Here is a 25,845-nt window from a genome sequence, read left to right on the forward strand (position 1 = left end):
GGCCCGGAAGATTTTTCCGAGTCAGGCGGAGGGGGCGTCGAACCAGCGCAATAACCGCAGGTCGGAGTCGGGTTCGGCGGCGGCGAGCGCGGTCCATGCCCGGTCGGCGCGGGCGCGGGCGCGGGTGCCCGCCCAGTCCGCGGGGAGCAGTTCCGGAGGCAGCAGGGGGTCGGATTCGTGGGCCCGGGTGAACTCGGCGACCAGGGCCACCGTCATCGCCAGCCGGTCGGCGTGACCGGCCTCGCCGACCCGGTCGAGCGTCTCGTCCGCGAGCACCGCGAGCCGACGGTGCCCGTCGGCCAGCTCGTCGAGCGGCCACAGGCGCGCCGCCGCTGCCACGCCGCGGGCACCGCCCACGTCGAGGTCGGAGGTACTCAGGGTCGTGAGGTAGGCGGAGGCGCCGAGGCCGGCGGCGGTGCCGCGGAGCGCCTCCTCCCAGGCATGCGGCGATGCGTAGAGACCGCCCTGCACCGGGGCCCCGCCGAGCGCGAGGATCGCATCCCGCAGCCCGGTCCGGGCCTCGCGGGCCGACTCCGGGACGCCGAATCCGGCCAGGTGCCACACCCCGTCCCACGGCGCTTCGCCGCGATCCTGCGCGTACATCAACCGCACGTGCTCCCGGTCCGGCTCGATCCCGGCCCGCGTGGCGTCGGTCGCGGTGAGGACCGCGCCGCGCCCGCGGCCGCTGTGCGTGAACCGTCCCTCCGCGACGAGTCGTTTGATCGCCAGCCGCACCTGCTGATCGCCCATGCCGAGGAGTCCGGCCACCTCGTACAGCTCGCCCGCATCGATGGTGGCGTCCGAACGCAGCATCGATTCGATGAGCGCGCGGGTGCTGATCACGCCGTCAGGCATCCGGGCTCCTCCTCGACGACGATCCGGGTTCCCGGAAACGCTACCGCCAGATCGCCGAACAGGCGGGGCCGGTCGACGATCGCATCGGGCGGGTGCACGCCCGGGGGATTCGAGCCGTCCACGAGTTGGACGGCGATCAAGGCGGCGGGGGCCCCGGTGATCGCCGCCATATCGGCGAACAGTCCGCTCCCGGCAGGCGATTCCAGCCGGGCGAGCACCCGGCGCGGCGCGCCGTCGGCGGTGCCGTCCGCCGCCGCGAAGAACGCGGGCAGATCCCCGGCGGATCGCCGGTACCGCCCGAAACCGCCGGGGAGCGAGCGGATCACGCGCAGTGCCGACGGTGCGCCGAGCAACCCGGCAGCGTCCTCAGGGGTGAGTGCTCCGGAGTCGATGTCGCGCCGCAGGACGTCGAGGTAGGCGGCGGTGCCGGGGCGGAGCAGCATGAGGCACGCGGCATCTCCCGACGGGGACACGGTGCGCGACAGCGTGATCGGTTCCGGGTGGCCCACGGTGTATCCGGTGCCGCTGCGCCCACCGGGCAGCTGCAGCGAAACCGGGCGCAGTGGCCGGCGATGCGCGCGTGTGCCGTCCCGGATCTCCGCGACCCGGCCGCTGCACTGGTGCATCCAGTGCACCGCGGCCGCTCCGGCGGTGAGATCGCCGTCGTCGCCCCGTGCGGCCGCCGACGTGCCCGCATCCACGGGCCACGCGGTGTACACGTGGCGCACCGCGTCCAGCCGGGCCGTCGCCTCGGCCGCCAACAGGGTGCTCAGTCCGGGGCTCGCGCCCGCGCCGACCACCGCGCACACCCCGGCGCGCCGGGCGTCCGCATCGAGGTCGAGGAGCTCCAACGTGGGCTCCCAGTCGTCGCAGATGTCGACGTACCCGGTCCCGGTCTCGATCGCCGCCCGCAGCACGGCGACGCCGTACCGGTAGAACGGCCCGACGGTGCTGAGCACGAGGTCGACCTCCGCGTGCAGCGCGCGCAGGGCGGGGCCGTCGGTCACGTCGAGGCGGCGCGCCGTCACGCCCGCCCGACGGTCCGCGAGGCGCCCCGCCAGATCCGCCGCACGGCGGGCATCGCGGTCGGCGACCAGCAATCCGTCGATCCCGGGCAGATCGGCCAGGGTCGCGGCGGCCCGCGCGCCCATACCGCCGGCGCCGAGCACCGCGACCCTCATCGGGCGCCCTGCTGCTGCGTGAACCGCGTGAGCAGATCGAGGTAGCCGGGGGCGTAGATCGAGCGCGGCGCGAAGATCGCGCGGGCCGCGACGGTGAGCTCGTCGGCGCGGTACTCGATGTCATCGCGGGTGATGCTGTGGGTGGCACCGGGGAAGCGGTGCTCGGTGAGCAGCCCGGGGCGCATCCCCGCCTCGTACGCGCGGGCGGTCTCGTCGACGTCCACGTTGCGGTCGGCGTCGCCCAGGATCAGCAGTGTGGGCACCGCGATCGCCGGGATGGCGGGGGTGACATCGGCGCGGAAGTTCCGCTCGACGAACCCCCACCGGTCCGCGGACATCGGCGGATCGTCGACCGTCGACGCGAGGTAGGTCCCGTAATCGGCCCCTTGCCGGAGGAGGGCCACGCTCGCGGCCCGACGGTCCAGGGCCCGCGTCCGGTCCTCCTCGGAGGCGCCGGCCGCCCTGAGTTCGGCGAGGGTGTTGTACTCGCCCTGGCGCAGCCAGTTGACCGCGGCGCCGACCAGGATGAGGAACCGGATGTCCGGGCGCCGCGCGGAGATCTCCGGCAGCACCCAGCCGGCCTGGCTGACGCCCCAGGCGCCGATCCGGGAGCGATCGATGTCCGGGCGTCCGCGCGCCCAGTCCAGGGCCGCCGCGACCTCCGCGCCGCGGTCGGCCAGGGACTGCTGCAGCCAGTTGCCCGGGGAACCGTCGACCCCGGCCTTGTTCCACGCCAGCGTGGCGAAACCGGCCTTCGCGAAGGCCTCGGACAGCGGCTTGTAGCCGTCGTCGCGGGTGGCGTTCGCGGCGCCGTCGCCGTGCACCATGACCACGAGGCCGTGCGGCCCGGAGCTGCCCTTCGGTGTGGTCAGCAGACCGTCGAGGCGGCCCCCGGTGTGGGCGTCGGGGGCACTGCCGCCCGCGGCGAGCGCGTCGGTGACGGGGATGGTGACCCGTTGCTCGTCGTAGCCGAAGGTGTTCGCCCCCACGACCCAGGCACCGCCGCCGAGTACCACGACGACCGCCAGGAGGAGCGCACCGAGCGCGTAATACCGACTCTTCATGAAACGATCGTAGCAAAAACGATCGAAATGAAAAAGATAGTTCTAGACGTGATGCTCCAGAAGGCCGATCATCAGCGCCTTGCACTCCGCGAGCACGTTCCCCTCCTGATCCGAGAGGGTGGCCGCGACGTAGATCTTGCGGCCCTCCACCCGATCCACCCAGCCGTCCACGATCAGCTCGGGTCCCACGGGGGCCACGCGCCAGTAGGAGACGTTGAGGTAGGCGGTGCGGGCCAGCGGATGGCCGCCGCTGTAGACGATCCAGCCGAGGTGCTCGTCGAAGACGTTGGCGATCATGCCGCCGTGCGCGGCGTTGTTGCCGCCCACGTGCGCCCGGCGGAACCGGAGCAGCGAGCGCACGCCGCTCTCGTCGAACTTCACCATCCGCCAGGGCGTCTGCATCGCGCTGCCGCGGCCCGGCAGATCGGACACCCGGTTCGCGGGCCCGTCGCCCTCCTTGACCTCCCGGTACGGTTCGAGCGTGTCGACCGCCTCCCGGACCTGCGCGGCGGCCGCGGCGTAGGCGGCATCGTCGGCATCAGCGGCCACGGACAGATCGAGCAGGTCGCGAACGGCTTCGACGAATCCACCGAAGGAGGGCGGCGCCTCCCTGGGCTGGAACTTCGGGAATTCGGAGCGGCGGTCCACGCGGCGGGGGGTCTCGGAGGTGCTCACCGTCCGAGGTTAGCGCAGCGAATTCGGCTGCGCTCAGTGGGATTCGAGCACGGGCAACGGCGGCAGCGGCGTCTCGTAGAGCCAGGTGCGCCACAGGTCGCGCAGCGGCTCCGGGCTGTGCTTCGCGGCGAGTGTGACGAGGTTCTCGGTGGTCACCGATTCGTGCGCGTACTCCGAGGTCCATTCGTGCAGCAGCGTGAAGAAGGCCGGATCGCCCAGCGCCACCCGCAGAGCGTGCACCGTGATCGCGCCGCGCTTGTACACGCGGTCGTCGAACATGTCGTCCGGGCCCGGATCGCCGATCAGGATGTTCGCGGGCGAGTTCGCGAGCTTGGCGTAATAGCGCGCCACCATCTGCTGTGTGGTGGCCTCGCCGCACTCCTGCGCCCACAGCCACTCGGCGTAGCAGGCGAAACCCTCGTGCAGCCAGATGTCCTTCCAGCGGGTCAGGGTCAGGGAGTTGCCGAACCACTGATGTGCCAGCTCGTGCGCCACGAGTCGCTCCGCGTCGCGGGTCCCGTCGCAGTGGTTGGCACCGAAGATCGACACCGTCTGCGCCTCGACCGGGATCTCCAGCGTGTCGTCGGTGATCACCACGGTGTACTCGGGGAACGGATACGGCCCGAACCAGCGGGTGAACGCGCGCATGATGCGCTCCTGGTTGCCGAAACTGCGCTCGAACTGGCGGCGCAGCCGCGGCGGCAGCACCGCCCGGATGGGCACCGGCTTCTCGGCCACCTTCACCGACTCGTAGGCGCCGATCTGGATGGTCGCGAGGTAACTCGCCATCGGGGCCGCCTGCTCGAAGACCCAGGTGGTGTGGCCCGCGGCCACCCGTCGGGAGGTGAGCACGCCGTTCGAGACCACGCGGTACGGCGAGTCCGTGGTGATCTCGATCCGGTACGAGGCCTTGGAGGCGGGGTGGTCGTCGCACGGGAACCACGACGGTGCGCCGCTCGGCTGCGAGGCCACGATGACTCCCTCGGTGAGCTCCTCCCAGCCCACCTCGCCCCATGTGGAGCGGATGGGGCGGGGCGTGCCGGCGTACCGGATGGACAGTGTCATCGCGGCGCCCGCGGGCACCTCCGTCGCGAGCGTGATGTCGAGCTTGCCGCCGCGCTGCGTGAACCGAGCCGGACGGCGACCGTTCACCGAGACCTTCGATGCGGCAAGGGAATCGGACAGATCCAGCGAGAATCGGCGCAGCGGTTCCGAGGCGGTGGCGGTGATCTCCGCCTTGCCCGCCAAGCGGTTGCTGGCCACCTTGTACTCGATCTCCAGGTCGTAGCGGGAGATGCGGTAGCCGGGATTGCCGTGGCCGGGGATGTAGGGATCGACGGCGCGGGCGTGCTGGAGGTTCGGCGCGGCACCGGGCCTCGGCTTCGCCGACTTGCGCACCACGGTCCGCACCTGCCTTTCGCTCTGGGGTCGGGTGATCACCTTACCGGCGGTGTCGCCGGACCGTTGCGCGGCGACCCGGCCGCGTCGTGAACATCGGGGAGATTCGGGGACCGATCGCCCACCGGTGGCGAGGCGAACATGATCGCTGCGGCGATCGCCAGGACCGCGGCCGTGATCAGGACCGCGATCGCACCGCCGGCCGCGGCCGGGTCCGCGGCGAACGCCCAGCGTTGCGGCGGCGGGATTCCTCGGTCTGCTCGATCCCGGTAGTAGGAGCCCGCCGCTCCGACCGCGAACGCGGCGAGGGCGCAGCACATCGCGGCCAGGGGCATCAGCGCGGTCACCGCCCGCGTCGCGATGATCCGCCGCGTGCGGGGTTCATCCGCTGGATCGAGCTCCGCGCGTCCCCGGCAGTCCGCGACGATGCCCACCGTGAGAATCAGGCCCGCGAGGAAGCATGCGTACATCGTCCACGCGACCGCGGTGAACGGGAACCGCCCGAAATCGGTGACCTCGGTGTTGCGCAGGAGTGGGTCGGAGAACAACCGCGGCGCTCCGAGTGCGGGGATCGTCACCAGGGTGGCGACGGCGAGGAGCCAGCGCGGTACCAGCGCCTGCACCGGACCGTGGGTCGTCGGTCCCTTGGGGCTGGTGACGACGGGGATCGCGAGCGCGACGAGGAAGAGCAGTGGTGAGCAGAAGAAGACCAGCGTCATGGCGTTCGTCACGGTCTCCTGCATTCCGCGTGGCAGGAAGTCGACGACGAATCCGAGGGGGCCGATACCGAGGCCGGCGAAGGTGACGATCGAGGCGATGCCGAGGTTCTTCCGCACCCTCGTCGCGAACTCCGACCGCGCAGCCACGGCACCCCCTGTTGATCGTGAACTCGGTCATCACGATAACAAGGAATGGCTCAGGGGCGAGGCTTGCGGAGGGTGACGGTGGGGACGCCGTGGCCCGCAGGCGGGGCCTCGGGTGCGGAGGCCTGGTAGCCGGCGCGCTCGTAGGTGCGGATGTTGCGTGCACTCCCCGCGCCGGTGAACATCAGGAACTCGCGGGTGTCCTCGGGTGCGAGCGCCTCCATCAGGGCGATGAGCTGCGTGCCCAGGCCGCGGCCGGCCAGATCCGGTGCCACCATGAGGCGCCCGATGTGCCACGTGCCGTCGGCCTCGGCGCGGCCCCGTCCGGCACCCACCAGTCGGCCGTCGAGCCGCATCACCACGGTGGTCCACTCGGAGGCCCAGGCCAGGATGTCGTCGTGGGTCTCGGTGAGCGGAGGGATCTGCAGGCTGTCGTTGGCGAGGGCCTCCTGCACCCAGCAGCAGCGCTGCAGGACCAGCAACTCCGCTACATCGGAGGGGCTGAACGGGGCGATCTGGAAACCGTCGGTCACCGTCACACCGTAGTCGCGAGAGTGGGATCCGTGAGCACCGCCGGGATCACGAACCGGCGCAACAGGTCCTCCTCGGCCCCCGGATCGGCCTCCGGGTGGGAGAGCAGCGAGACCACCACCCGGACCAACCAGCGCGCCGCAGCCGGCGCGCTCTCGGCATCGGAGGCGCCCGTCAGCTCGCTGAGCAGGCCGAAGGCGACCGCATCGATCCCCGCCGACCGGGAGGCGAGGCCACCCGCCGGCGGTTCGTCGACGGCGAACCACGCCGCCAGTGCGGGCGCGGCACGCACCTGCTCGACCGCGGTGAGGAGGGCGCGCACCAGGCGCTCGCCCGGATCGTCGATCGCCGAGACCCGCTCGCGCACCGTCGCCGCCACGGCCTGCGCCTCGCGCTGGACGAAGGCGGCGTGCAGGGCCTGCCGGTTGGGGAAGTAGCGGTAGAGCGTGGCGCGCGAACAGCCCGCGGCCTGCGCCACCTCGGCCATGCCCACCGCGGCCACCCCGTCGCGCGCGAAGAGCTCGGAGACCGAGGCCAGGATGCGGTCGGCGGCGTCACGCTCGCGGGCGGCCTGCCAGTTCACGTGCGCACCCGCAGCGAGATGGGCCGGCGCACGTAGTTGCCCGGCGCCCAGGTGAGGGATTCGGCATCGACCTCGAGGTCGGGGACGCGGGTCAGCAGCTCGTGCAGTGCCACCCGTGACTGCATGCGTGCCGCGGCGGCGCCCAGACAGTGGTGATTGCCCTGCGCGAAGGTGAGGATCTCGCGCGGCCGGCGGGTCACGTCGAGCTCCTCGGAGCGCGGGCCGAAGACCCGCTCGTCCCGGTTCGCGCTCGCGTACAGCAGGAGGGTCTTGCGCCCGGCGGGGATTCTCACGCCCTCGATCGTGACATCCCGGGTCGGCGTGCGGGCGAGCCCCTGGACGGGCGAGGTGAGCCGGAGGAACTCCTCGACCGCGTCCGGGATCAGGGCCGGATCGCCGGCGAGCAGTCGCCACTGATCGCGGTGGCGCGAGAGCATCTCGACGGCGCCACCGAGCATGCCGGTGGTGGTGTCGTTGCCGCCGGTCACCATCGTGAAGGCGAAGCCGAGGATGGACAGCAGTCCGCTCACGTCACCGTCGGCCCCGTATCCGGCCTCGACCAGGTGGCTGATGGTGTCGTCGCCGGGCTCGCGGCGACGGCGCTCCACCAGCTCGCCGAAGTAGCCCATGAGCTCGCCGATCGCGGTGGCCACCTCCGGCCCCATGGCGGCGATGTCGGTACCCGCCTCGGCGGCGGCGCCGACGATGCGTTCGGTCCAGTCGTCGAACCGCGCCCGGTCCTCCTCGGGCACACCGAGGTAGTGCGCCACGACCATGCTGGGGAGCGGTTTGAACAGTGTCGCGACGATGTCGCCGCCGCCCTCGGCGCGGAGCCGCTCGATGCGTTCCACCACGAAGTCGCGGACCGCGGGTTCGACGGCGGTCACCTGGCGCGGAGTGAATCCTCGTGAGACCAGGCGTCGGAACTCGGTGTGCTGCGGCGGGTCCTGCATCACCATCGGCGGATTGTCCTGCAGGCCGGTGCGTTCCAATTCTCCGTACACCGTGGTGAGTCCGGATGCCGAGGAGAAGGTGGCGCTGTCGCGCAGCGCCGCCAGGACATCGGCGTGGCGGGCGAGCACGTAGTAGTCGCCGTCCTCGCCGGTGTCGACGTGGTGCACCGGCTCGTGCTCGCGAAGTGAGCGGTACATCGGCCACGGATCGGCCCAGGTCGCGCCGGACCGAGGGGTGTAGCGATGAGACATTGAAGCCATCATGTCTCGATTGTTGGGCGATCAAGTCAGATTGTCAATGGTTCGACGTAGTGGCTGATGCGGCCCCGGGCCACCACGGGCTGGAAGCGTCGTCGTGCTTCGCGGTGCGGTACCAGGGCCGGGCGGCCGTCCCGCCGATACACCAGGACTGAGTGCCAGGGCGTGGCCCAGGCCCCGTCGGCGGCGTCGATCAGCCGGATGCCGAACTTCTCCGACCCCGGCGCCTGCGGATGGATCGACAGGCGGACCGCCTCGGGTTTGACGTGCGCCAGCAGATCGCCCCATGCGCGACTGAGGCGGAGCAGCTCGTACGCCCTGCGCTTCGCCGCGCGTTGCAGCTGAGATTTCGAGCCGGACCATTCGGCGGTGTCACCCACCATGAACCGGGTCATCCCCTGCAGCATCCGCGCGGTCTGCGGTTCGGCGAGCACTGCGCGACGCACCTCCTCGCGGGTCGGCGCCCACTCCCGGTCCAGGCGGTCGCGCTTGGTGGCGAAAGCCTCGGTCTCCCAGATGGAGTCGAGACCGAAGGTGCTCACGTGAGACAGGCCCTCCGCGGTGATCATCTCGCGCAGTGCGGCGTTGTACGCGGTCACCACCGTGTCGGGCACGCCGATCACATCGGTGAAGACGTGTCCGTCGGAGCAGACCACGATGCGGGCGCCGGGTGGATGGATCCGAGTGATCTGTCCGGCCCACGCGTCGAGGTTGCGCAGGGCGAGCCGTTCCCCCTCGTCCGGCAGATGGCCCGCCACCTTGTCGGGATTGGGCGACTTGCACGGGAAGGCGGGCAGCACGAACTCGATCGGTGCCTGCGCCGCGATGCGCTCGCGGATCGCCGCCAGTTGGACGGGCCAGTCGGCGGCCCGGTCGCCGCCGTCGCCCGCCACCCGGCGCCACGGGAGCAGGACTCGCAGGACGTCCTCGGCTCGATCGCTCACGCGCGCACACCGTCGTAGGTGACCGGGAGGCTGCGGATCCCGCGCGCCAGCGGCGCATGGAAGTACTCCAGATCGTCGACGGTGCACGCCAAGCGGAGCCCGTCGAGCCGGGACACCAGCGCGGTCAGCGCCTCCTGCAGTTCGATCCGTGCGAGCGCCGCCGCCGGACAGTAGTGCGCGCCGTGCCCGAAGGCCAGGTGCGGGTTGGGGGAGCGCTGCAGGTCCACCGCGTGCGGGCAGGCGAACCGTGCCGGATCGCGGTTGGCGGCCATGAGCGAGACGATCACCGAATCACCGGCGGGCACCGTGTGCCCGCCGTACTCGGTGTCCCGATCGAAGAACCGCCAGGTGGTCAGGACGAAGGCGCTCTCGCGGCGCAGCAGCTCCTCGACCGCGGTCGCGATCCGATCCGGATGCGCGCGCAGATCGGCCAACTGATCGGGATGCTGCAGCAGCGCGAGCACCGAGAGCGCGAGCTGATTGGTCACCGGGTCCTGTCCGGCCGCGAGCAGCTGGAAGATCATCGACCGCAGTTCGTCGCGGTCGATCTCGCCGGACTGCTCGGCCGCCACCAACCGGGCGAGCAGACACTCGGGATCGCCGCCGCCGTCGGCGAAATGGTCCATCACATCGGCGATGAAACCCTCCAGCCCGCGGAGCAGCTCCTCGTACCGGGGACGGCGAGGATCGTCGGGTCCCACCGGTGCCACCACCCCGCCCCAGGCCGGGTCGAACCGGTCCACGTGGTGGGGCGGCAGGCCGATCGCATCGGCGAGCGCCAGGAGGGGGAGCTTCGCGGCGAACCGTGCGACCAGGTCGACGGTGCCGGACGCGGGGAGGCCGTCGATCAGTGCGCGCACGTGCCGCGCGATCGACGGTCGCTGCTGTTCGGACCGCCGGGCGGTGAACGCCCCCGTGACCAGTGCGCGCATCACGGTGTGCCGCGGCGGATCCTGATGCAACAGGTGCGCCTGCAGCCGGCTGTGCTGCGGTTCCGCCATGACCGACGCCCGGGCCCGCCAGTTCGCGTTGCCCCGCGAATGGTCCTTGCCCAGACGCTCGTCGGTCAGTGCCGCGACGGCCGCGTCGTATCCGGTGACCAGCCAGGCGTGCACCGCCGGGAAGTCGACGGGGTGCACCGGTCCCGCGGCGGTGAGCTCGTCGAAGACGGTGTGCGGGGCGCGGTAGTAGGCGTCACCGTGAAGTGGGACGCGCGGGGGCGTGACGGAGGGGCGCATGTAAGAGGAGTCGGATGCGGGCGGCGGGAAGTTCCCGGCGATCAGGCCTCGGGTCGCGCGTCGTCCCCGAGGTAGTCGACCGCCACGAGGAGACGGCCGGTGTTCGGATGGCGGATCACCTCGCCGCGCACCCCGAAGACGTCGGCGAGCAGGTCCCGTGTCAACACCTCGGCGGGGGTGCCGCCGGCCACGATCCGGCCCTCGGAGAGCACGTGCAGCCGATCGCACACGGCCGCGGCCGCGTTGAGGTCGTGCACTGTGATCAGCGTGGTCGTGGCCCGGCGCGTGAGCAGCGTCAGCAGCTGGGCCTGGTGCGCGAGATCGAGGTGATTGGTCGGCTCGTCGAGCACCAGGACCCGGCCGTCCTGCGCGAAACACCGTGCCAGCAGGGCCCGCTGCCGCTCGCCGCCCGACAGCGACGCGAAACTGCGATGCGCGAGCGGGAGCAGTGCGGCATCGGCGAGAGCGGTGTCGATGCGGTCGCGGTCCTCGGCGGATTCGCGGCCGAACCTGCCCTGATGTGGAATCCGGCCCAGCGCCACCACATCGCGCACCGTCAGATCGAACTCGGAGCCCCGTTCCTGCGGCATCGCCGCGATCCGACGCGCGGTCTCGCCCGGCGAGAGCGCGCGCAGGTCCTCGTCGCCGATCAACACCGAACCCGCCGACGGCTTCAGATGCCGGTAGACGGTGCGCAGCAGGGTCGATTTACCGCTGCCGTTCGGGCCGATCACCCCGGTGATCTCACCGGGCCGCGCGAGCACGGAGACGCCGCCGAGGATGGTCGCGCCGTCCAGGGTGACCGCGACCTCGCGGACCGTGATGCCACTCATGCGATCCGCCGCTGCGACCGCGACACGAGGTACAGCAGGACCGGCGCACCGATCAGCGCCGAGACCACGTTGACCGGTAGTTCCTGGTCGATCACGCGGGTCGCGAGCCGGCACAGCAGGTCGACCGCGCACAGCAGGACCGCACCGCACAATGCCGCCGCCGGGATCACGCGGCGGTGATCGGCGCCCACCAGGAATCGGGCGATGTGCGGAATCACCAGGCCGACGAAGCCGATCGCGCCCGAGAAGGCCACCATCACCCCGGTCATCAGGCTGGTGAGCACGAAGACCGCGGTGCGGACCCGGCCGGCGCGGATGCCGAGCCCGTGGGCCGTCTCATCGCCCATCGCGAGCGCGTTGAGCGGCCGGGCCAGGCCGAACAGCACGACGCAGCCGAGCAGCACCGTGGCACCGACGATCGGGACAGCCGGGCCGATGGCGCCGGCGAGGCTGCCCATCAGCCAGTGCAGGATGCCCTGCGTCTGATTGATGTCCTTCGACTGCAGCACCAGGAAACTGGTGAACGAGGAGAGGATCTGTCCGATCGCGACCCCGGCGAGCACGAGTCGCAGCGGAGCCACGCCCGGTCCGCGCGCGCCCACCAGCCACACCGCGGCGAAGGCCAGCAAGGCGCCGGCGAAGGCCGCCGCGGGGAGCGAGAACATCGGGGGGAGGAGCGATCCCGCCACGCCGCCGCCGGTCACCAGCGCCGCGACCGCGCCGAGCGAGGCGCCGGAGGAGATGCCGAGCAGGTACGGATCGGCCAGCGGATTGCGCACGATGGCCTGCACGGCGACGCCCACCACGCCGAGCCCCGCACCGATCAGCGCCGCGAGCACGGGCCGGGGGAAGCGCACCCGCCACACGATGATCTCGGTGCTGCCCTCGACCATCGGGCGGCCGGTCAGCTGGTGCAGCAGTATCCGCCAGACATCGCCGAGCGCGATATCCGTGGAGCCGTAGCTGACGCCGAGCGCGATCAGCAGGACGAGCAGCGGTACGCCGACCGCCCACAGTGCCGGAAGGCGCACCGAGCGGATCATCGAATTCCGTTGAGTGCGTTCGCCAGAGTGGTGACCATCGTGGCGTTCTCGACGCCGGGCAGCGACATGTCCTCGGCGAAGGCGCGCACGATCCGGTTCTCGCGCACCGCGGTCAGGCCGGCGGTCCGCGGATCGGCGCGCAGCTTCGCCACCGCGGCCTCGTACGCGGCGTCGACCTTGGCATCGGAGTCCTGCCGGGTCACGGCGAGCACGATCAGGTCGGGGGAGGTGGCCACCACTGTTTCCCACGGGGCGGCGAACTGCGCCTTATCGGTCCGATCGAAGACGTTCCGGCCGCCCGCCAGCGCGATGACGGCGTTGGCGATCTGTCGGTTGCCCACGCTGGTGGCCTGCGCATCGTCGCGGCCCGGGGTGAGGTACAGCACCGACGGACGGTGGTTGGGGGCCTTCGGCGCACCGTCGACCGCGGCCTGCATCCGCTCGATCAGCCGGTCGCCGTCGCCGCGCCGGTCCACGAGGGCGGCGAGCGAGCGGATGTCCTGTTCGACCTCGCCGAGATCGGTGACCGGCTTGTTCTGCGTTGCGGCACAGGCCGACGAACGCAGCACGATCCGCTGCATCTTGGCCGCGGCGAAGTCCGCCGCGGACGGTCCGGGCACCCCCATCATGACCATGCCGTCGTACGGGTCGACGTACACCTGCGCACCGGAGGTGAGGAGCTTCTCCTTATCGGCGGCGCGGGCGCCGAGTGAGGGGACGCGCGTGGCCTCCTCGCGGACATCGGCCGGCAGGGTCTTCGCGCCGTCGGACCACGCGGTCCCGACCACCTTGTTCCCGGCCCCGAGGCGGAGCAGGAGCTCCAGTGCCGCAGTGTTTCCGGTCGCGATCGCATCCGGGGTGCGGTCGACCTTCACGGTGCTCCCGTCGCACAGCGTGAAGTCGGCGCCCTGTGCCGCAGGCGACGGTGCCGATTCGACCGGGGAGCAGCCGGCGATCGCCGATCCCGCTGCCAGCGCGACGATCAGACTCCGGACGGGAACGGACGGCATGGCTTCTCCTCGATCATCCGGCCGCACGCGCTGTGCGGACCGAGTCCGCGGCCTCGCCGTGGACGAGTGCGTGCAGGTCGGCCCGGGCGCGCGCGACCCGCGAGCGGATGGTGCCCACCGCGCAGCCCACGATCTCGGCGGCCTCGGCGTAGCTGAACCCGATCACCTGGGTCAGCACCAGCGCCTCACGCCGGTCGGCGTCGATGCGGTCGAGCAGATCGCGCAGCTCGACGCGGGCGTGCTCGGGCACATCGCGTCGGGGTGCGCCGTCGGTGAGGCCGTCGAGGTCGGAACCGTCGCCCACCGCCAGGCTGGGACGGGCGCAGCGGTGCCGGATCGCGTCGACCACCACATGTCGGGCGATGCTCGCGAGCCAGGTCCGCGCCGACGAGCGGCCCTCGAACCGGTGCAGCGCGCCGAACGCGCGCAGGTAGGTCTCCTGCACCAGATCGTCGGCCTCCGCCGCACCGGCGACGAGCACGATGAATCGCCGCACATCGTGTTGAGTGAGCGCGACGAAGTCGGCGAGGGCGGCACCGTCGCCCCGACCGGCGCGCAGGGCAGCGCCGGTCGCGGCGCTCACCTCGGCTTCGTCGTTCGGCATAGGGGCATTGAACGTGATCTCGCGAACCGGTCATACCCGCTGAGGGTATGGTCGCCCGAATGCTTCTGTGACGGAATCATCGCAGGTGAGAATGGTTCCGATTCCCGGGAACCATCCCGCCTTCCGAGACGACTAATACCGTAGGGCAGGGTGTGGGTCCGGAGCGCAGAGGAGGGTGCGATGCACTGCGAGTCGTGGCGCGGAGCCCTGTCCGCGGAGCTCGACGGTGAGCTCGGTCCCGCCGAGCGGGCCGCCCTGGTGCGGCACCTCGGCGAGTGCGCCGCGTGTGCCGCGTGGTTGGAGCAGGGCCGCCGCATCGGCCGCCGCCTCGCCTTGCGCCCGGTGGAGAGCGCCCCCGACCTGCACGCGCGGCTGCTGCCGCTGGTCGATCTGCGCACCATCTGCGGCTGCGGCGACACCTGCCGCTGCGAGCCCGAGTGCACCTGCGGCGACCTCTGCGCCTGCCGTTCGACGCACTGAGGCCGCCGCCGCGATCAGTCGCGCTTGCGCTTGCCCTGGTTGAACACCCACGGTGAGATCGGATTGCCCTGCCACTTGGTGTTCGGCGGCACGGAATCGCCGCGCATCACCAGCGACGCGGGGCCGACCGTGGCACCGTCGCCCACCGACGATGCGGGCAGCGCCACGCAGTGTGGTCCCAGCGTGGCGCCCTTGCCCAGCACCACGGTGTCCATGGCCATGATCCGGTCGTGGAACAGGTGGGTCTGGACAACGCAGCCGCGGGAGACGGTCGCGGCATCGCCGAGCGTCACCAGATCCGCCTCCGGTAGCCAGTAGGTCTCGCACCACACGCCGCGGCCGATCTTCGCGCCCAGCATCCGCAGCCACAGGTTGAGGATCGGCGTGCCGGTGGCCGCGTGCGCGAACCACGGGGCCGCGACGCACTCGACGAACGCGTCCGACAGCTCATTGCGCCACACGAAGGAGCTCCACAGCGGATGCTCCTCGCGGCCGATCCGGCCCACCACCAACCACTTCGCGGCCGCGGCGACGCAGCACGCGACCGCGCCCGCCACCAACAGCACGACGCCCGACAGCAGCGCCGCGAGCCACCAGCCCACGTTGATCACGAAGTAGTTCAGCGCCACCAGCACGCCCAGGCCCAGGCCGAAGCTCACGAACACCGCGAGCAGGCGTGCGGTCTCGACGCTGCCGCGGGCGAACCGCAGCGCGCGCGACGGGTTGTAGGTGAACGTGGAATCGGTGTTCCCGGCCGTGCGGCGCAGGCGCACCGGAGGGCTGCCCAGCCACGAACTTCCGCTCTTGGCCTTCGACGGGGTGGCGCTCAGCACGGCCACCAGGCCGTCCTTGGGCACCCGGCGGCCCGGTCCCGTCATTCCCGAGTTGCCGAGGAAGGCGCGCTTGCCGATCTTCGCCTCGTCGATGCGCATCCAGCCGCCGCCCAGCTCGTAGCTGCCGACCATGGTGTCGTCGGCGAGGAAGGAGCCGTCGCCGATCGAGGTGAACTTGGGAATGACCATCGCCGTGGAGATCTCGGCGTCCTTGCCCACCTTGGTGCCGAGCATGCGGAACCAGATGGGCGTGAGCAGCGAGGCGTACAGCGGGAACAGGAAGGTGCGGGCGGCGTCCATCAGGCGCTCGGTGGCCCACACCTGCCAGCCCACCCGGCTGCGCACCGCGTGGTAACCCGGTTTGAGCCCGATCGACAGCAGGCGCACCGCGATGAGGGTGAGCAGGGCGTACACCACCAGCGAGACGATCACCGCGATCGGCAGTGCCGGAAGCGCCTGCTGCGTGGCCTCCTTGAGGTTGCTCGCGTCCTTGACCACCCACCCGAGCAGGGCGAGTCCGGCGCCGATCGCGAGCATCGGCAGGCCGGCCAGGAGAATCGAGCTGACGCCGTAGATCCACACCCACTGGGGCTTGCGCGGCGGGCGCTCCGAGGGCCACGGATGCTCGGCCTTGCCGATCTTCTCCGCGGGCGAGCCGGCCCAGTGCTGCTTGGCCTTCACCTTGCCGAAGACCGCGGACCCGGGGCCCACCTCGGCCCGACGGCCGATCTTCGCACCCGGCAGCAGCGTCGAGCGGGCGCCGATCGAGGCCTCCTCACCGATGCTGATCGCACCGATGTGCAGCTCGTCGCCGTCCAGGTAGTGCCCCGCGAGATCGACCTCGGGCTCCACCGAGCACTGGTCGCCGAGCTCCAGCATGCCGGTGACCGGCGGGAGGCTGTGCAGGTCAACGCCGCGCCCGATCGTGGCGCCGAGCGCGCGGGCGTAGTAGATCATCCACGGTGCGCCGGAGAGGTTCTCGGCACCGGACGCCGCGGTGAACCGCTCCGCGATCCACAGCCGCAGGTGCTCCGGTCCGCCGCGCCGGTACACGCCGGGCTCCAGGCCGCGCAGCAGGAGTCGGCACGCGATCACCGACAGCGTCATCCGGCCGATCGGGGTGATGAACACCAGGAACAGCGCGAGCACAGTCCACCAGTTCAGGGTGGGCAGCAGATCCGAGCCGGTGGCCCAGGCGAAGACGTTGTTGGCGATCGCCATCCATGTCAGCCACTGCAGACCGGTCAGCGTGGTGAGCGGGACCGACAGCACGATCTGGGCGAGCCCCGTCGACCGCGGCGTCGGGCGCACCTCACGCGGCTCGGCCACCTCGGCGGGGTGCAGCGAGTCCAGGTACCCGGCAAGGGATCCCAGGCGCGGGTGGTCGTACAGATCGGCGACGGTGACCGACGGGTACTGCTCGCGCAGCGCGGTCACCAGCTGGGCGGCGCTCAGCGAGCCGCCGCCCTCCGCGAAGAAGTCGGCGTCCTCGCTGGTGATCGCGGCGCCGAGGATGCCCGACCAGCGTTCGGCGACCCAGGCAGCGGTGCCGGTGAGATCGCCCGTATCGGTGTCGTCGGCGCCGGGAAGCGGCCAGGGCAGGGCGTTGCGGTCGACCTTGCCGGAGGTGCGGGTGGGCAGCTCGTCCATCAGGGCGAGCCGGGGCACCAGCGCGGCGGGCAGCTGCTCGGCGAGCTGCTCGCGGGCGGCCTTGAGATCGAAGTCGGGGTCGGTGGAGGCGAGGTAGCCCACCAGCATCGAGGTTCCCGCCGAGTTCTTCCGGACCGCGGCGGCGGCACCGGAGACGCCGGGGAGGTTCTGCAGGGCGTTGTCGACCTCGCCGAGCTCGATGCGGCGTCCGCCCACCTTCACCTGGTCGTCGGCGCGTCCCTCGAACAGCAGGCCCTCGGGTTCGAGCCGCACCAGGTCGCCCGAGCGGTAGGCGCGCTCCCAGCCGAGGGTCTCCATCGGCGCGTACTTCTCCGCGTCCTTCGCGGGATCGAGGTAGCGGGCCAGGCCCACGCCGCCGATCACCAGCTCACCGGATTCACCGACGGCGACCGGTAGCGAGGTCGCGGGATCGACGACCGCGAGGTCCCAACCCTGCAGCGGCAGACCGATGCGGACGGGGCCCTGCCCGTCGAGCGGCGCGGCGCAGGCGACGACGGTGGCCTCGGTGGGGCCGTAGGTGTTCCACACCTCGCGGCCGTCGACGGCGAGCCGCTGCGCCAGCTCGGGTGGGCAGGCCTCGCCGCCGAAGATCAGCAGGCGGACGGCTTCGAGGGCCTCGGCCGGCCACATCGCGGCCAGGGTGGGCACCGTCGACACCACCGAGATGTCGCGGGACACCAGCCAGGGCCCGAGGTCCATGCCGGACCGCACCAGCGAGCGCGGCGCGGGCACCAGGCAGGCGCCGTGCCGCCACGCGAGCCACATCTCCTCGCACGAGGCGTCGAAGGCCACGGACAGGCCCGCGAGCACGCGGTCGCCGGGCTTGAGCGGCTCGTCCTGCAGGAACAGCCGGGCCTCGGCGTCGACGAAGGCCGCCGAGTTGCGGTTGGTGACGGCCACGCCCTTCGGGGTGCCCGTGGAGCCCGAGGTGAAGATGATCCAGGAATCGTCCGCAGGCGTCGGGAGCCGGTTGCCGGGCTGCTCGGTCCCGGCCTCGATGGCCGCGGCGCGCTCCTTGGTCGACGGTGCGCGCCAGAGTCCGTCGCCGGTGAAGATGGCGGCGGCGTCGGCCTCGCCGAAGACGAGGTCGGCGCGCTCCTGCGGATCGTCGGCGTCCACGGGGACGTAGGCGGCGCCGGCGGCCAGCGTGGACAGGATCGCCACGTACAGCGAGCGGTGGCCGGACGGCATGCGCACGCCCACGCGATCACCCGCACGGACGCCGCTGCGGCCGAGGAAGGCGGCGCCCTCCAGCACCTCCTCCCACAGCTCCGAGTAGGTGAGGACGGAGTCACCGTCGTCGATGGCGGGTTCTTCCGGGTACGCCTCGACGGACGCCTCGAGGATGTCGATCAGGGTCCGCGGCGCGGGTGCCAGCGCGGACAACAGGTACTGCGGGGGGATCTCGTTCGGGACCACGGTGGCCGACTTCCTCCGGTGATTACGGCGCGGACGACAGAGAACACATCACTTCGCGACGATTGTGTCAGGTCACACCGGGACCGCAGTAGGCGCGGGCAGAGCTACGCTGTTCTTAGAAATACTGGTCAGTAGCAAAGGGAGAAGTCGAGATGGCGGTCATCGCCCATCGTGGCCGGAGCCTGCGTTCGCGCATCGTCCTGTGGTTCGTACGGATCGTGATGAAAACGATCTTCCGGCTGTTCCCCATGAGCGACCGCACACTGCCGCTGCTCCGCGCCGCGGAGCCCTACCTGAGCCGCGTACCCCAGTCGGTCCGCGGTGTACGGATCGAGAAGATCACGCTCGGCGGCGTCCCCACCGAGCTGATCGTCCCCGAGGGCGACGCCGATCCGCACCCGCGCGCCGCGTTGATCTACTACCACGGTGGCGCGTTCATCGGCTGCAACCTCGACACCCATCGCCGGATCGCCGTGCTCCTGGCCCGCGGCCTGCGGGTTCCCGTCTACAACGTGGAGTACCGCCAGTACCCCGACGGCGGAGTGGGCACCTCGGTGGCCGATGGTTTCGCCGCCTACCGCGAGCTGCTCGACTCTGGTGAGGTCGACCGCATCCTGGTGGCGGGAGACTCCGCCGGCGGATTCGTGTGCGCGAAGGTGATCCAGTACGCCGCCGAGGCCGGTATCCAGCGGCCCACCGCCTTCGCCGGCTTCTCGCCCTTCCTCGACATCAGCGCCGTCCTGCCGCGCTCGTCGCGGCACGACGCGATGCTGCCGCTGGGCAAGATCCGCAAGCTGCGCACCGTGCTCGGCCGCGGACCCGAGGAGCTGCGGGGTCCGGAGGACATGACCACGGACGCCACCGCCGCGTACTTCCCGCCGAGCGTCCTGTTCGCCGCCGACCGCGAGGCGCTCATGGTCGACTCGCTGGAGCTGCACGCCTCGCTCGACCGGGCGGGCATCCGCAATGAGGTGCACATCTACGACGGCCAGGTGCACGCCTTCGTGGTCAGTGCGGGACTCACCCCCGAATCGTGGGACGCCTACAAGGTGACCGTGGGTTTCCTCTCCGACCGGCTCACCGAGGCCGAGGCGGGGGAGACCGCCGTCCAGGCCGAGCAGGAGCGGCACCTCGCGTCCTAGCGGCCTCCCGCCCGCGAACTTCGGTGCGAAACCGCGGTGATTCCGTCCGCGTGACCGCAGTTCGGCACCGAAGCTGTGAATCGAGAACGTAAACTCGCACCATGACTATTCGTCATCGGAGGCTCTGAGGTGCGCCGCGCGATCGCAGCGCTGTGCGCGTTGGTGGTCGTGATGGGGATCGGTGTGGTGATCCCCGGCGTCGCGGGCACGGCGTCGGCGTGCAGTTGTGCCGTCCAGCGGGAGATCCCGCCGGATCTCGTGGTGATCCGCGGTGTGGTGCAAGCGCAGCGCGTCGGATTTCGCGACACGGATCTCCAAGTGCGGGTCAGCTCGATGTACGGAGCTCCACCGGAGAAGGTGACAGTGATCCGCACGCAATCCGCCACCTACACCTCCTGCGGAAGCCGGTTCGATAGCAGCGAGCAGGTGACCCTGGTGGTCAAACGCCAGGATTCGCGGTGGGTGCATCCGGTGTGCGGGAATGCCGTTCTGTCCAGCCCCAGTGGAGCTTCCAGAGACTTGCCGGGCGAATCCCCTGGTCCGGATGCGCCGGAGACTCGGCTGTCGGGTGCGCCGCAGTCGTGGCTGTTCCATCTGCGGCAACCGTTCTATCGCGAGAGCCCGGGAGCGATCGCGGGTGCCATCGTTGCGGTGGTAATTCTGGTCGGCTTGGTCGTCTGGATCGGTCCACGATTCCGACGGAGATGAGACCCTACCGCGGTCGATCGAACTCGGCGACCACGGCCGTCTGGCCGCGCCGCACGGCGTGCTGGCGGGGCGTGACACCGTCGAAGTCGCCGAGGGCGGGGTTCGCGCCGGCGTCCAGGGTCAGGCGCACCGTCTGGACGTGTTCCGGGCCGCCGTCGCCGAGGATCACGGCCTCCAGCAGGCAGGTCCAGCCGGAGCCGTTCACGTGATCGGCATCGACCCCGGCGGCCAGGAGCAGCTTCACGTTCTCCACGTGCCCGTGTTCGCACGCGGGGATCAGGGCGGTTCCGCGGTACCGGTTGAGGCTGCGCACGTCCGCCCCGTGGCGCAGCGTGGAGGCGAGGATCTCCGTCATCCCCTCCGCGCCCGCGTACAGGTACGCCGAATCCTGGATGTCGTCCTTGGCGTTCGGATCGGCGCCGGCATCGAGCAGGGCGAGCGCGATCGGGGTGTTTCCGGCTTTGGTCGCCGCGACCAGCGGGGTGCGGCCCGCGGCCCCGCGGCGTTCGAGCTCCGCGCCGGCGGCGAGCGCGGCGCGGGCCCCGGCCTCGTCGTTGGTCGCGATCGCGGACGCCAGCGCCCTGGTGGCTTCGGGGTTCGGGGCCGGGCGGACCGACGACGACGGTGCGCCGCTCGACGGTGCGCTGACCGATGCCGGCCCGGGTGGCAGCCTCTCCACCGAGCAGCCCGCGAGCGCGAGCACGAGGCCCGCAGCTACGAGGCGCCTCACGCCGTGATGCCTGCGGCGCGTGCGTGCAGGGCGCGCACCTCCTGCGTGAGTGCGGGTTCCGGACCCGACACCGGGATGCCGGGCGCCACCTCGCCGATCGCGAGCGCCGCGACCGGTGCGGGGGTCACGCCCCACTCGGCGTGCCAGGCCACGAGCTGCTCGGTGCTCGCGGCGTAGACGATGCGGCCGAGCCCCACCCAGGCGTGCGCGGCGCTGCACATGGCGCAGTGCTCGCCCGAGGTGTACACCGTGGCGGTGGCGCGTTCCGCTGCGGAGAGGTGGTCGGCGGCCCACCGCGCGATCTCGAACTCGGGGTGCCGCGTGGCATCGCCGCCGGACACCCGGTTGCGGTCCTCGAACCGGACCACGCCCGCGGCGTCGACGAGCAGCGAACCGAAGGGCTGATCGTCGGCGTCGAGCGCCTCGCGGGCGAGTTCGACGCAGCGGCGCAGGTGCGGCAGATCGGCGGCGGTGGGGGCGGTGATGCTCATGGATCCGACCGTAGCGGGGTTGACCCTCCCGGTAGGGGGAGACTCCATACTCTGTCTGTGAACGCAACCGGACTCATGTCGATCGGCATGTTCTCGCGCGCCACGCTGCTGTCGGTCAAGCAGTTGCGGCGCTATCACGAGCAGGGCGTGCTGGTGCCCGCGGCGGTCGACCCGGAGAGCGGGTACCGGCTCTACGACGCCGCGCAGGTGCACGATGCCGCGGTGCTCACCCGGCTGCGCGACCTGGACCTGCCGCTGGCAGCGGTGGCGCGGGTGCTCGACGCCCGCGATCCGGAGGTGACCCGTGCGATCCTCGCCGAACACGAGGCCACCCTGCGGGAGCGCCGGGCCGATCTCGAACGCGCCATCGTCGCCCTGCAGGACGTGACGGCGCCGATCGCCCACACCCCCACGCACCTGCGGGAATTCGGGTCGGTCGACGTCCTGGAGATCCATGCCACCGTGGAGCACGCCGGGCTGCCGCAGTTCCTCGACGCCGCCTACTCCGAGCTCGAATCGTGCGCCGCGGCCGCGGGTCTCACGGTGACGGGGCCGTCGATGGCGGAGTACCCGTCGCAGGTCGCCGAGATCGAGGAGGTCTCGGCCCTGCTGCCGGTGTCCGGCCCCGGCGCGGTGACCGGGCGGGTGCGCAACCGGCGACTGGGCCGCGCGCTGTGCGCCGTTGCCGTGCACCACGGCTCGTACGAGAAGTTCGACGAGACCTACGGGCAGCTCGGTGCCTGGGTGGCTCGTAATGCGACCGATGCGGGCGCCGCCATCATCGAGCGCTACCTCGTGGACCCCTGTGCGGCCGCGACCCCCGCGGACCTGCGCACAGAGATCTGGTGGCCCGTCCTGGCCGCCGCACCGAAGGAGAACTGAGATGGCACTGACACTGCAGATGATCAACCTGGACTGCGCGAACGTGGCCGGCCAGGCCGAGTTCTGGTCGCGAGCGCTCGACGTCCCCGTGGACGACAATGACGGCAATGCCTTCATGCGCACCATCGGCTACGCGAACGCCGCACTGCCGCGGATGATGTTCCTCGCCGTCCCGGAGGGCAAGACGGTGAAGAACCGCATGCACGTCGACCTGCACGCCGATGACCGGGTGGCCGAGGTCGATCGCCTGGTGGCACTGGGCGCGAAGCACGTTCGTGATCACAACGAGTGGGGCGTGACGTGGACCGTGCTCACCGACCCCGAGGGCAACGAGTTCTGCATCGCCCAGGGCTGATCGGGCTTCACGCCGCCTGATCGGCGAACTGGGTGCGGTAGAGCTCGGCGTACCGTCCGCCCTGGGCCAGCAGGCTCTCGTGCGTGCCCCGTTCGACGACCCGGCCCGCCTCGAGCACCAGGATCAGGTCGGCCGCGCGGATCGTGGACAGCCGGTGCGCGATCACCAGCGAGGTGCGATCGGCCAGGGCCTCGCCCAGCGCCGCCTGCACCGCCGCCTCGGACGTCGAATCCAGGTGCGCGGTGGCCTCGTCCAGGATCACCACCGAGGGCTGCGCGAGCAGCAGGCGGGCGATCGTGAGCCGCTGGCGTTCGCCGCCGGAGAGCCGGTAGCCGCGCTCGCCGACCACCGTGTCGAGTCCGTCGGGCAGATGCGCGATCAGCTCCGTCAGGCGGGCCCGGCGCAGCGCATCGGCGATCTCGGCGTCGGTGGCCTCCGGGTTGGCGAGCACCAGGTTCGAGCGGATGCTGTCGTGGAAGAGGTGCCCGTCCTGGGTCACCAGGCCGACCGCGGAATGCAGTGACTGCGCGGTGATATCGCGAAGATCGGTGCCGTTCAGGGTGATCGACCCGGCGTCGGGGTCGTAGAGCCTGGTGGCGAGCTGCGCGATCGTCGACTTGCCCGCGCCCGAGCTGCCGACCAGCGCCACCATGGAACCCGGTGCGGCGGTGAAGGAGACGTCGTGCAGCACCGTCTCGCCGCCCCGGGTGTCGAGCTGGGCCACCTCCTCCAAGGAGGCCAGCGAGACCTTCTCGGCCGACGGGTACGCGAAGCTCACGCCGTCGAACCGCAGCTGCGTGGGGGTCTTGTCGATCGTCACGGCGTCGGGTGCGTCCCGGACCATGGGCACCAGATCGAGCACCTCGAAGACCCGCTCGAAGGAGACGAGCGCCGTCATCACCTCGACCCGGGCGTTCGCGAGCGCGGTGAGCGGCGCGTACAGCCGGGTGAGCAGCAGCGCCAGGGCCACCACCGCGCCGGCCTGCAACTCCCCGCGCAGCGCGTAGAAGCCGCCCAGTCCGTACACCAGGGCCAGGGCCAGCGAGCTCACCAGCGTGAGCATGGTGACGAACAGCATCCGCGCCATCGCGGTGCTCACCCCGATGTCGCGCACCGCGGCCGCGCGGGCGGCGAACTCCTGCGATTCCCGTTCGGGCCGGCCGTACAGCTTGACCAGCGTGGCGCCCGGTGCCGAGAAGCGTTCCGTCATCTGGTCGCTCATGCTGGCGTTGTGCCGCGCGGCACGGCGCGACATCCCTGCGATCTTCCGCCCCATCGGCCGCGAGGGCAGGATGAAGACCGGCAGCAGGACCAGAGCGAGCAGGGTGATCTGCCAGGAGATGCTGAGCATGACGCCGAGGGTGAGCAGCAGCGTGACCACGTTGGTGACCACGCCGGCGAGGGTGTCGGAGAAGGCGCGCTGTGCGCCGAGCACGTCGTTGTTGAGCCGGGACACCAGTGCGCCGGTTCGGGTGCGCGTGAAGAAGGCCACCGGCATCGTCTGCACGTGATCGAAGACCGCGGTGCGCAGCTGGTAGATCAGACCCTCGCCGATCCGGGACGAGAACCAGCGCGACAGCAGGTCGATGCCGGCGCCGACGATCGCGATCACGGCGATGAGCACCGCGAGTTCCACCACCACGCTGACGGGGCCGCCGCCGACGATCCGGTCCACGACCCGGCCGGCCAGCAGGGGAGTGGCCACCGCGAGCAGCGCTGAGATCACCGACAGCGCGAGGAAGGCGGTGAGCCGCCACCGGTGGGGCCGGGCGAACGGTCCCATCCGGCGCAGGGTCTCGATCGGGCGGCGCGACGGTGCGTCCAGCGCGCGCGTCCCGCGGTACAGGGTGTCCCAGGCGACCGATTCCATGCTCATGCATACAAGGCTAGGACCTCAAGTTACGTTGATGTCTAGATCGTTCGCCGACAGCGGAACAGGGACGGCCGTTCCGTGCCGTGAAATCGCAACCGCTAGGCGAAACACAACCCTCAATGGTAACTTGAGCCCCAATAGTCTCAATAATCACGCCTGTCCGGGTGCGATCGCGCGCGACCCACCGGCTCGTCGCCCCTGGTGACGGCGCCGACCTCAGACCGAAGGAGACCCGATGCCCGTCTGGATCGATGGCGGACCTCGTCGTTCTCGACGATTGCGCGCTGCTCGCGCCGCCATCGTCACCGTGGTGCCCGCCCTGGTGATCGGCGGCGCCCTCACCGGCTTCGGCCCCGCCGCCGAGCCGACCCTCGTGGACGACACCTCGCCGGGCAACGCCGTGGCCCCGGGGAGCGCGGGCGGACACGGCCGCGGCATGAGCCAGCTCGGCGCCTTCGGGTACGCGAAACAGGGCTGGACCGTGCAGCAGATCCTGGACCGCTACTACCCGGGCACCACGATCGGCGCCGTGCACACCGGCCTGCCGATCACCGTGCGGCTGACCGACCAGAACCGCCTCGACGTGGTCGCGCCCGCCGGCGGACTCATCGCCGGCAAATCGCTCGCCCCCGGCCAGGCCGTGAGCATCTCCGGGACGACCGCGACGGTGCGCGCCGGGTGCGGCGGCCAGGTGCTCGGCACGCTCGAGGTGCCGGACGGCACCGTCAACCCGCCCTCGCCGAATCAGTCGCTCCCCGCCGACCAGGTGCTGCGCTTCTGCGGTAGCAACGCCGGGTACCGCGGCAGCCTCGTGGCCCGGGACGGCAAGGTGCTCAACATCGTCGGCATCGAGGACTACGTGCGCAGCGTGGTGCCCGTCGAGAGCTCGCCGGGATGGGCCGATCAGGGCGGCGGTGCGGCGCTCCAGGCGCAGGCGATCGCGGCGCGGTCGTACGCCCTGGTCCGCGGCGCCGAACGCGGTGACACCTTCGACGACACCCAGGCCTCGCAGGTCTACGGCGGCCTCGACCGGGAGGACCCGCGCACCGACGCCGCCGTGGCCAGCACCACCGGGTGGGTGATGTCCCAGAACGGACGCGTCTACGAGACCGAGTACGGCGCGTCCCGCATCGACGACCCGGCCGGCGCCTCGACCCCGTAATCCCGACACCGCAATCCCCACCCCGTCATCCCGATGCCGTAGGCGCCGCACACGTCCCGGGTGCGA

The 25,845-nt window shown here is 71.3% G+C and carries 25 protein-coding genes; 6 read left to right on the plus strand and 19 right to left on the minus strand.

Annotated elements, in window-relative coordinates; translation table 11 throughout:
- Positions 1 to 21: 21 nt before the first annotated feature.
- Genes TTY48_RS11515 through TTY48_RS11585 form a run of 15 tightly spaced genes read right to left on the minus strand, consistent with a single transcriptional unit; the run spans position 22 to position 14,033 of the window.
- Complete coding sequence (locus TTY48_RS11515) at positions 22 to 855, minus strand: PaaX family transcriptional regulator C-terminal domain-containing protein (protein WP_220657619.1); 834 nt, start codon at positions 853 to 855, stop codon at positions 22 to 24.
- Positions 840 to 2,036: a saccharopine dehydrogenase family protein gene (locus tag TTY48_RS11520; protein WP_220657620.1), complete on the minus strand. Its 1,197-nt coding sequence runs from the start codon at positions 2,034 to 2,036 to the stop codon at positions 840 to 842. Before TTY48_RS11520 ends, TTY48_RS11515 begins: the two co-directional genes overlap by 16 nt.
- On the minus strand, positions 2,033 to 3,100 hold the full coding sequence (locus TTY48_RS11525; RefSeq protein ID WP_220657621.1) for a S9 family peptidase: 1,068 nt from the start codon (positions 3,098 to 3,100) through the stop codon (positions 2,033 to 2,035). The genes TTY48_RS11520 and TTY48_RS11525 overlap by 4 nt, the downstream gene beginning before the upstream one ends.
- A 42-nt stretch (positions 3,101 to 3,142) precedes the next feature.
- Positions 3,143 to 3,775, minus strand: a complete 633-nt coding sequence (locus TTY48_RS11530) for a PaaI family thioesterase (RefSeq protein WP_255585642.1) — start codon at positions 3,773 to 3,775, stop codon at positions 3,143 to 3,145.
- A 33-nt stretch (positions 3,776 to 3,808) separates the two neighbouring features.
- Positions 3,809 to 5,173 carry a M1 family metallopeptidase gene (locus tag TTY48_RS11535; protein ID WP_220658557.1) on the minus strand — a complete coding sequence of 455 codons (1,365 nt, stop codon included), beginning with the start codon at positions 5,171 to 5,173 and terminating at the stop codon, positions 3,809 to 3,811.
- A 38-nt stretch (positions 5,174 to 5,211) separates the two neighbouring features.
- The gene (locus tag TTY48_RS11540) at positions 5,212 to 6,039 is read right to left on the minus strand and encodes a hypothetical protein (RefSeq protein WP_220657622.1); all 828 of its coding nucleotides are present in this window, start codon (positions 6,037 to 6,039) and stop codon (positions 5,212 to 5,214) included.
- Positions 6,040 to 6,089: 50 nt separating this feature from the next.
- On the minus strand, positions 6,090 to 6,569 hold the full coding sequence (locus TTY48_RS11545; RefSeq protein WP_220657623.1) for a GNAT family N-acetyltransferase: 480 nt from the start codon (positions 6,567 to 6,569) through the stop codon (positions 6,090 to 6,092).
- 2 nt (positions 6,570 to 6,571) lie between these two features.
- Positions 6,572 to 7,150, minus strand: coding sequence for a TetR/AcrR family transcriptional regulator (locus TTY48_RS11550; RefSeq protein WP_220657624.1), 579 nt, complete (start codon positions 7,148 to 7,150; stop codon positions 6,572 to 6,574).
- Positions 7,147 to 8,367 (minus strand): cytochrome P450, encoded by a 1,221-nt coding sequence (locus TTY48_RS11555; protein WP_220657625.1) that lies wholly within the window; start codon positions 8,365 to 8,367, stop codon positions 7,147 to 7,149. The genes TTY48_RS11550 and TTY48_RS11555 overlap by 4 nt, the downstream gene beginning before the upstream one ends.
- A gap of 23 nt (positions 8,368 to 8,390) precedes the next feature.
- Positions 8,391 to 9,305, minus strand: a complete 915-nt coding sequence (locus TTY48_RS11560; protein WP_220657626.1) for an isocyanide synthase family protein — start codon at positions 9,303 to 9,305, stop codon at positions 8,391 to 8,393.
- Complete coding sequence (locus tag TTY48_RS11565) at positions 9,302 to 10,543, minus strand: cytochrome P450 (RefSeq protein WP_220657627.1); 1,242 nt, start codon at positions 10,541 to 10,543, stop codon at positions 9,302 to 9,304. Before TTY48_RS11565 ends, TTY48_RS11560 begins: the two co-directional genes overlap by 4 nt.
- 41 nt (positions 10,544 to 10,584) lie before the next feature.
- Positions 10,585 to 11,376, minus strand: a complete 792-nt coding sequence (locus tag TTY48_RS11570; protein WP_220657628.1) for an ABC transporter ATP-binding protein — start codon at positions 11,374 to 11,376, stop codon at positions 10,585 to 10,587.
- Positions 11,373 to 12,407, minus strand: a complete 1,035-nt coding sequence (locus tag TTY48_RS11575; protein ID WP_255585643.1) for an iron ABC transporter permease — start codon at positions 12,405 to 12,407, stop codon at positions 11,373 to 11,375. The genes TTY48_RS11570 and TTY48_RS11575 overlap by 4 nt, the downstream gene beginning before the upstream one ends.
- An 8-nt stretch (positions 12,408 to 12,415) precedes the next feature.
- Positions 12,416 to 13,429, minus strand: coding sequence for an ABC transporter substrate-binding protein (locus TTY48_RS11580; protein WP_220657630.1), 1,014 nt, complete (start codon positions 13,427 to 13,429; stop codon positions 12,416 to 12,418).
- A 13-nt stretch (positions 13,430 to 13,442) separates the two neighbouring features.
- A complete protein-coding gene (locus TTY48_RS11585) occupies positions 13,443 to 14,033 on the minus strand; it encodes a sigma-70 family RNA polymerase sigma factor (RefSeq protein WP_220657631.1) in 591 nt (196 codons plus the stop codon).
- A gap of 180 nt (positions 14,034 to 14,213) precedes the next feature.
- On the opposite strand from TTY48_RS11585, the gene TTY48_RS11590 reads away from it, so the two are divergent.
- Complete coding sequence (locus TTY48_RS11590) at positions 14,214 to 14,513, plus strand: zf-HC2 domain-containing protein (RefSeq protein ID WP_220657632.1); 300 nt, start codon at positions 14,214 to 14,216, stop codon at positions 14,511 to 14,513.
- A 14-nt stretch (positions 14,514 to 14,527) separates the two neighbouring features.
- Here the strand turns inward: TTY48_RS11590 and TTY48_RS11595 are convergent, their stop codons facing one another.
- Positions 14,528 to 18,436, minus strand: coding sequence for a Pls/PosA family non-ribosomal peptide synthetase (locus TTY48_RS11595; protein WP_220657633.1), 3,909 nt, complete (start codon positions 18,434 to 18,436; stop codon positions 14,528 to 14,530).
- A gap of 152 nt (positions 18,437 to 18,588) precedes the next feature.
- Between TTY48_RS11595 and TTY48_RS11600 the strand changes: the two genes are divergently transcribed.
- Positions 18,589 to 19,578 (plus strand): alpha/beta hydrolase, encoded by a 990-nt coding sequence (locus TTY48_RS11600; protein ID WP_220657634.1) that lies wholly within the window; start codon positions 18,589 to 18,591, stop codon positions 19,576 to 19,578.
- Between the two features lie 129 nt (positions 19,579 to 19,707).
- The gene (locus TTY48_RS11605; protein ID WP_220657635.1) at positions 19,708 to 20,286 is read left to right on the plus strand and encodes a hypothetical protein; all 579 of its coding nucleotides are present in this window, start codon (positions 19,708 to 19,710) and stop codon (positions 20,284 to 20,286) included.
- Between the two features lie 4 nt (positions 20,287 to 20,290).
- Here TTY48_RS11605 and TTY48_RS11610 read toward each other — a convergent pair whose 3' ends face one another.
- A complete protein-coding gene (locus tag TTY48_RS11610; protein WP_220657636.1) occupies positions 20,291 to 21,016 on the minus strand; it encodes an ankyrin repeat domain-containing protein in 726 nt (241 codons plus the stop codon).
- A complete protein-coding gene (locus TTY48_RS11615) occupies positions 21,013 to 21,507 on the minus strand; it encodes a nucleoside deaminase (protein ID WP_220657637.1) in 495 nt (164 codons plus the stop codon). The genes TTY48_RS11610 and TTY48_RS11615 overlap by 4 nt, the downstream gene beginning before the upstream one ends.
- A gap of 57 nt (positions 21,508 to 21,564) precedes the next feature.
- Here TTY48_RS11615 and TTY48_RS11620 point away from each other — a divergent pair, with 57 nt between their 5' ends.
- Positions 21,565 to 22,389, plus strand: a complete 825-nt coding sequence (locus tag TTY48_RS11620) for a MerR family transcriptional regulator (RefSeq protein WP_220657638.1) — start codon at positions 21,565 to 21,567, stop codon at positions 22,387 to 22,389.
- 1 nt (position 22,390) lies between these two features.
- Entirely contained in the window at positions 22,391 to 22,744 is a 354-nt protein-coding gene (locus TTY48_RS11625) for a VOC family protein (RefSeq protein WP_220657639.1), read from the plus strand.
- A gap of 7 nt (positions 22,745 to 22,751) precedes the next feature.
- Here the strand turns inward: TTY48_RS11625 and TTY48_RS11630 are convergent, their stop codons facing one another.
- Complete coding sequence (locus TTY48_RS11630; RefSeq protein ID WP_220657640.1) at positions 22,752 to 24,620, minus strand: ABC transporter ATP-binding protein; 1,869 nt, start codon at positions 24,618 to 24,620, stop codon at positions 22,752 to 22,754.
- Between the two features lie 232 nt (positions 24,621 to 24,852).
- Between TTY48_RS11630 and TTY48_RS11635 the strand changes: the two genes are divergently transcribed.
- Positions 24,853 to 25,779: a SpoIID/LytB domain-containing protein gene (locus TTY48_RS11635; RefSeq protein WP_220657641.1), complete on the plus strand. Its 927-nt coding sequence runs from the start codon at positions 24,853 to 24,855 to the stop codon at positions 25,777 to 25,779.
- The last annotated feature ends 66 nt before the right edge of the window (positions 25,780 to 25,845 follow it).

The sequence above is a fragment of the Tsukamurella sp. TY48 genome, from assembly GCF_019656655.1.
GTDB classification, from domain to species: Bacteria; Actinomycetota; Actinomycetes; order Mycobacteriales; family Mycobacteriaceae; genus Tsukamurella; species Tsukamurella strandjordii.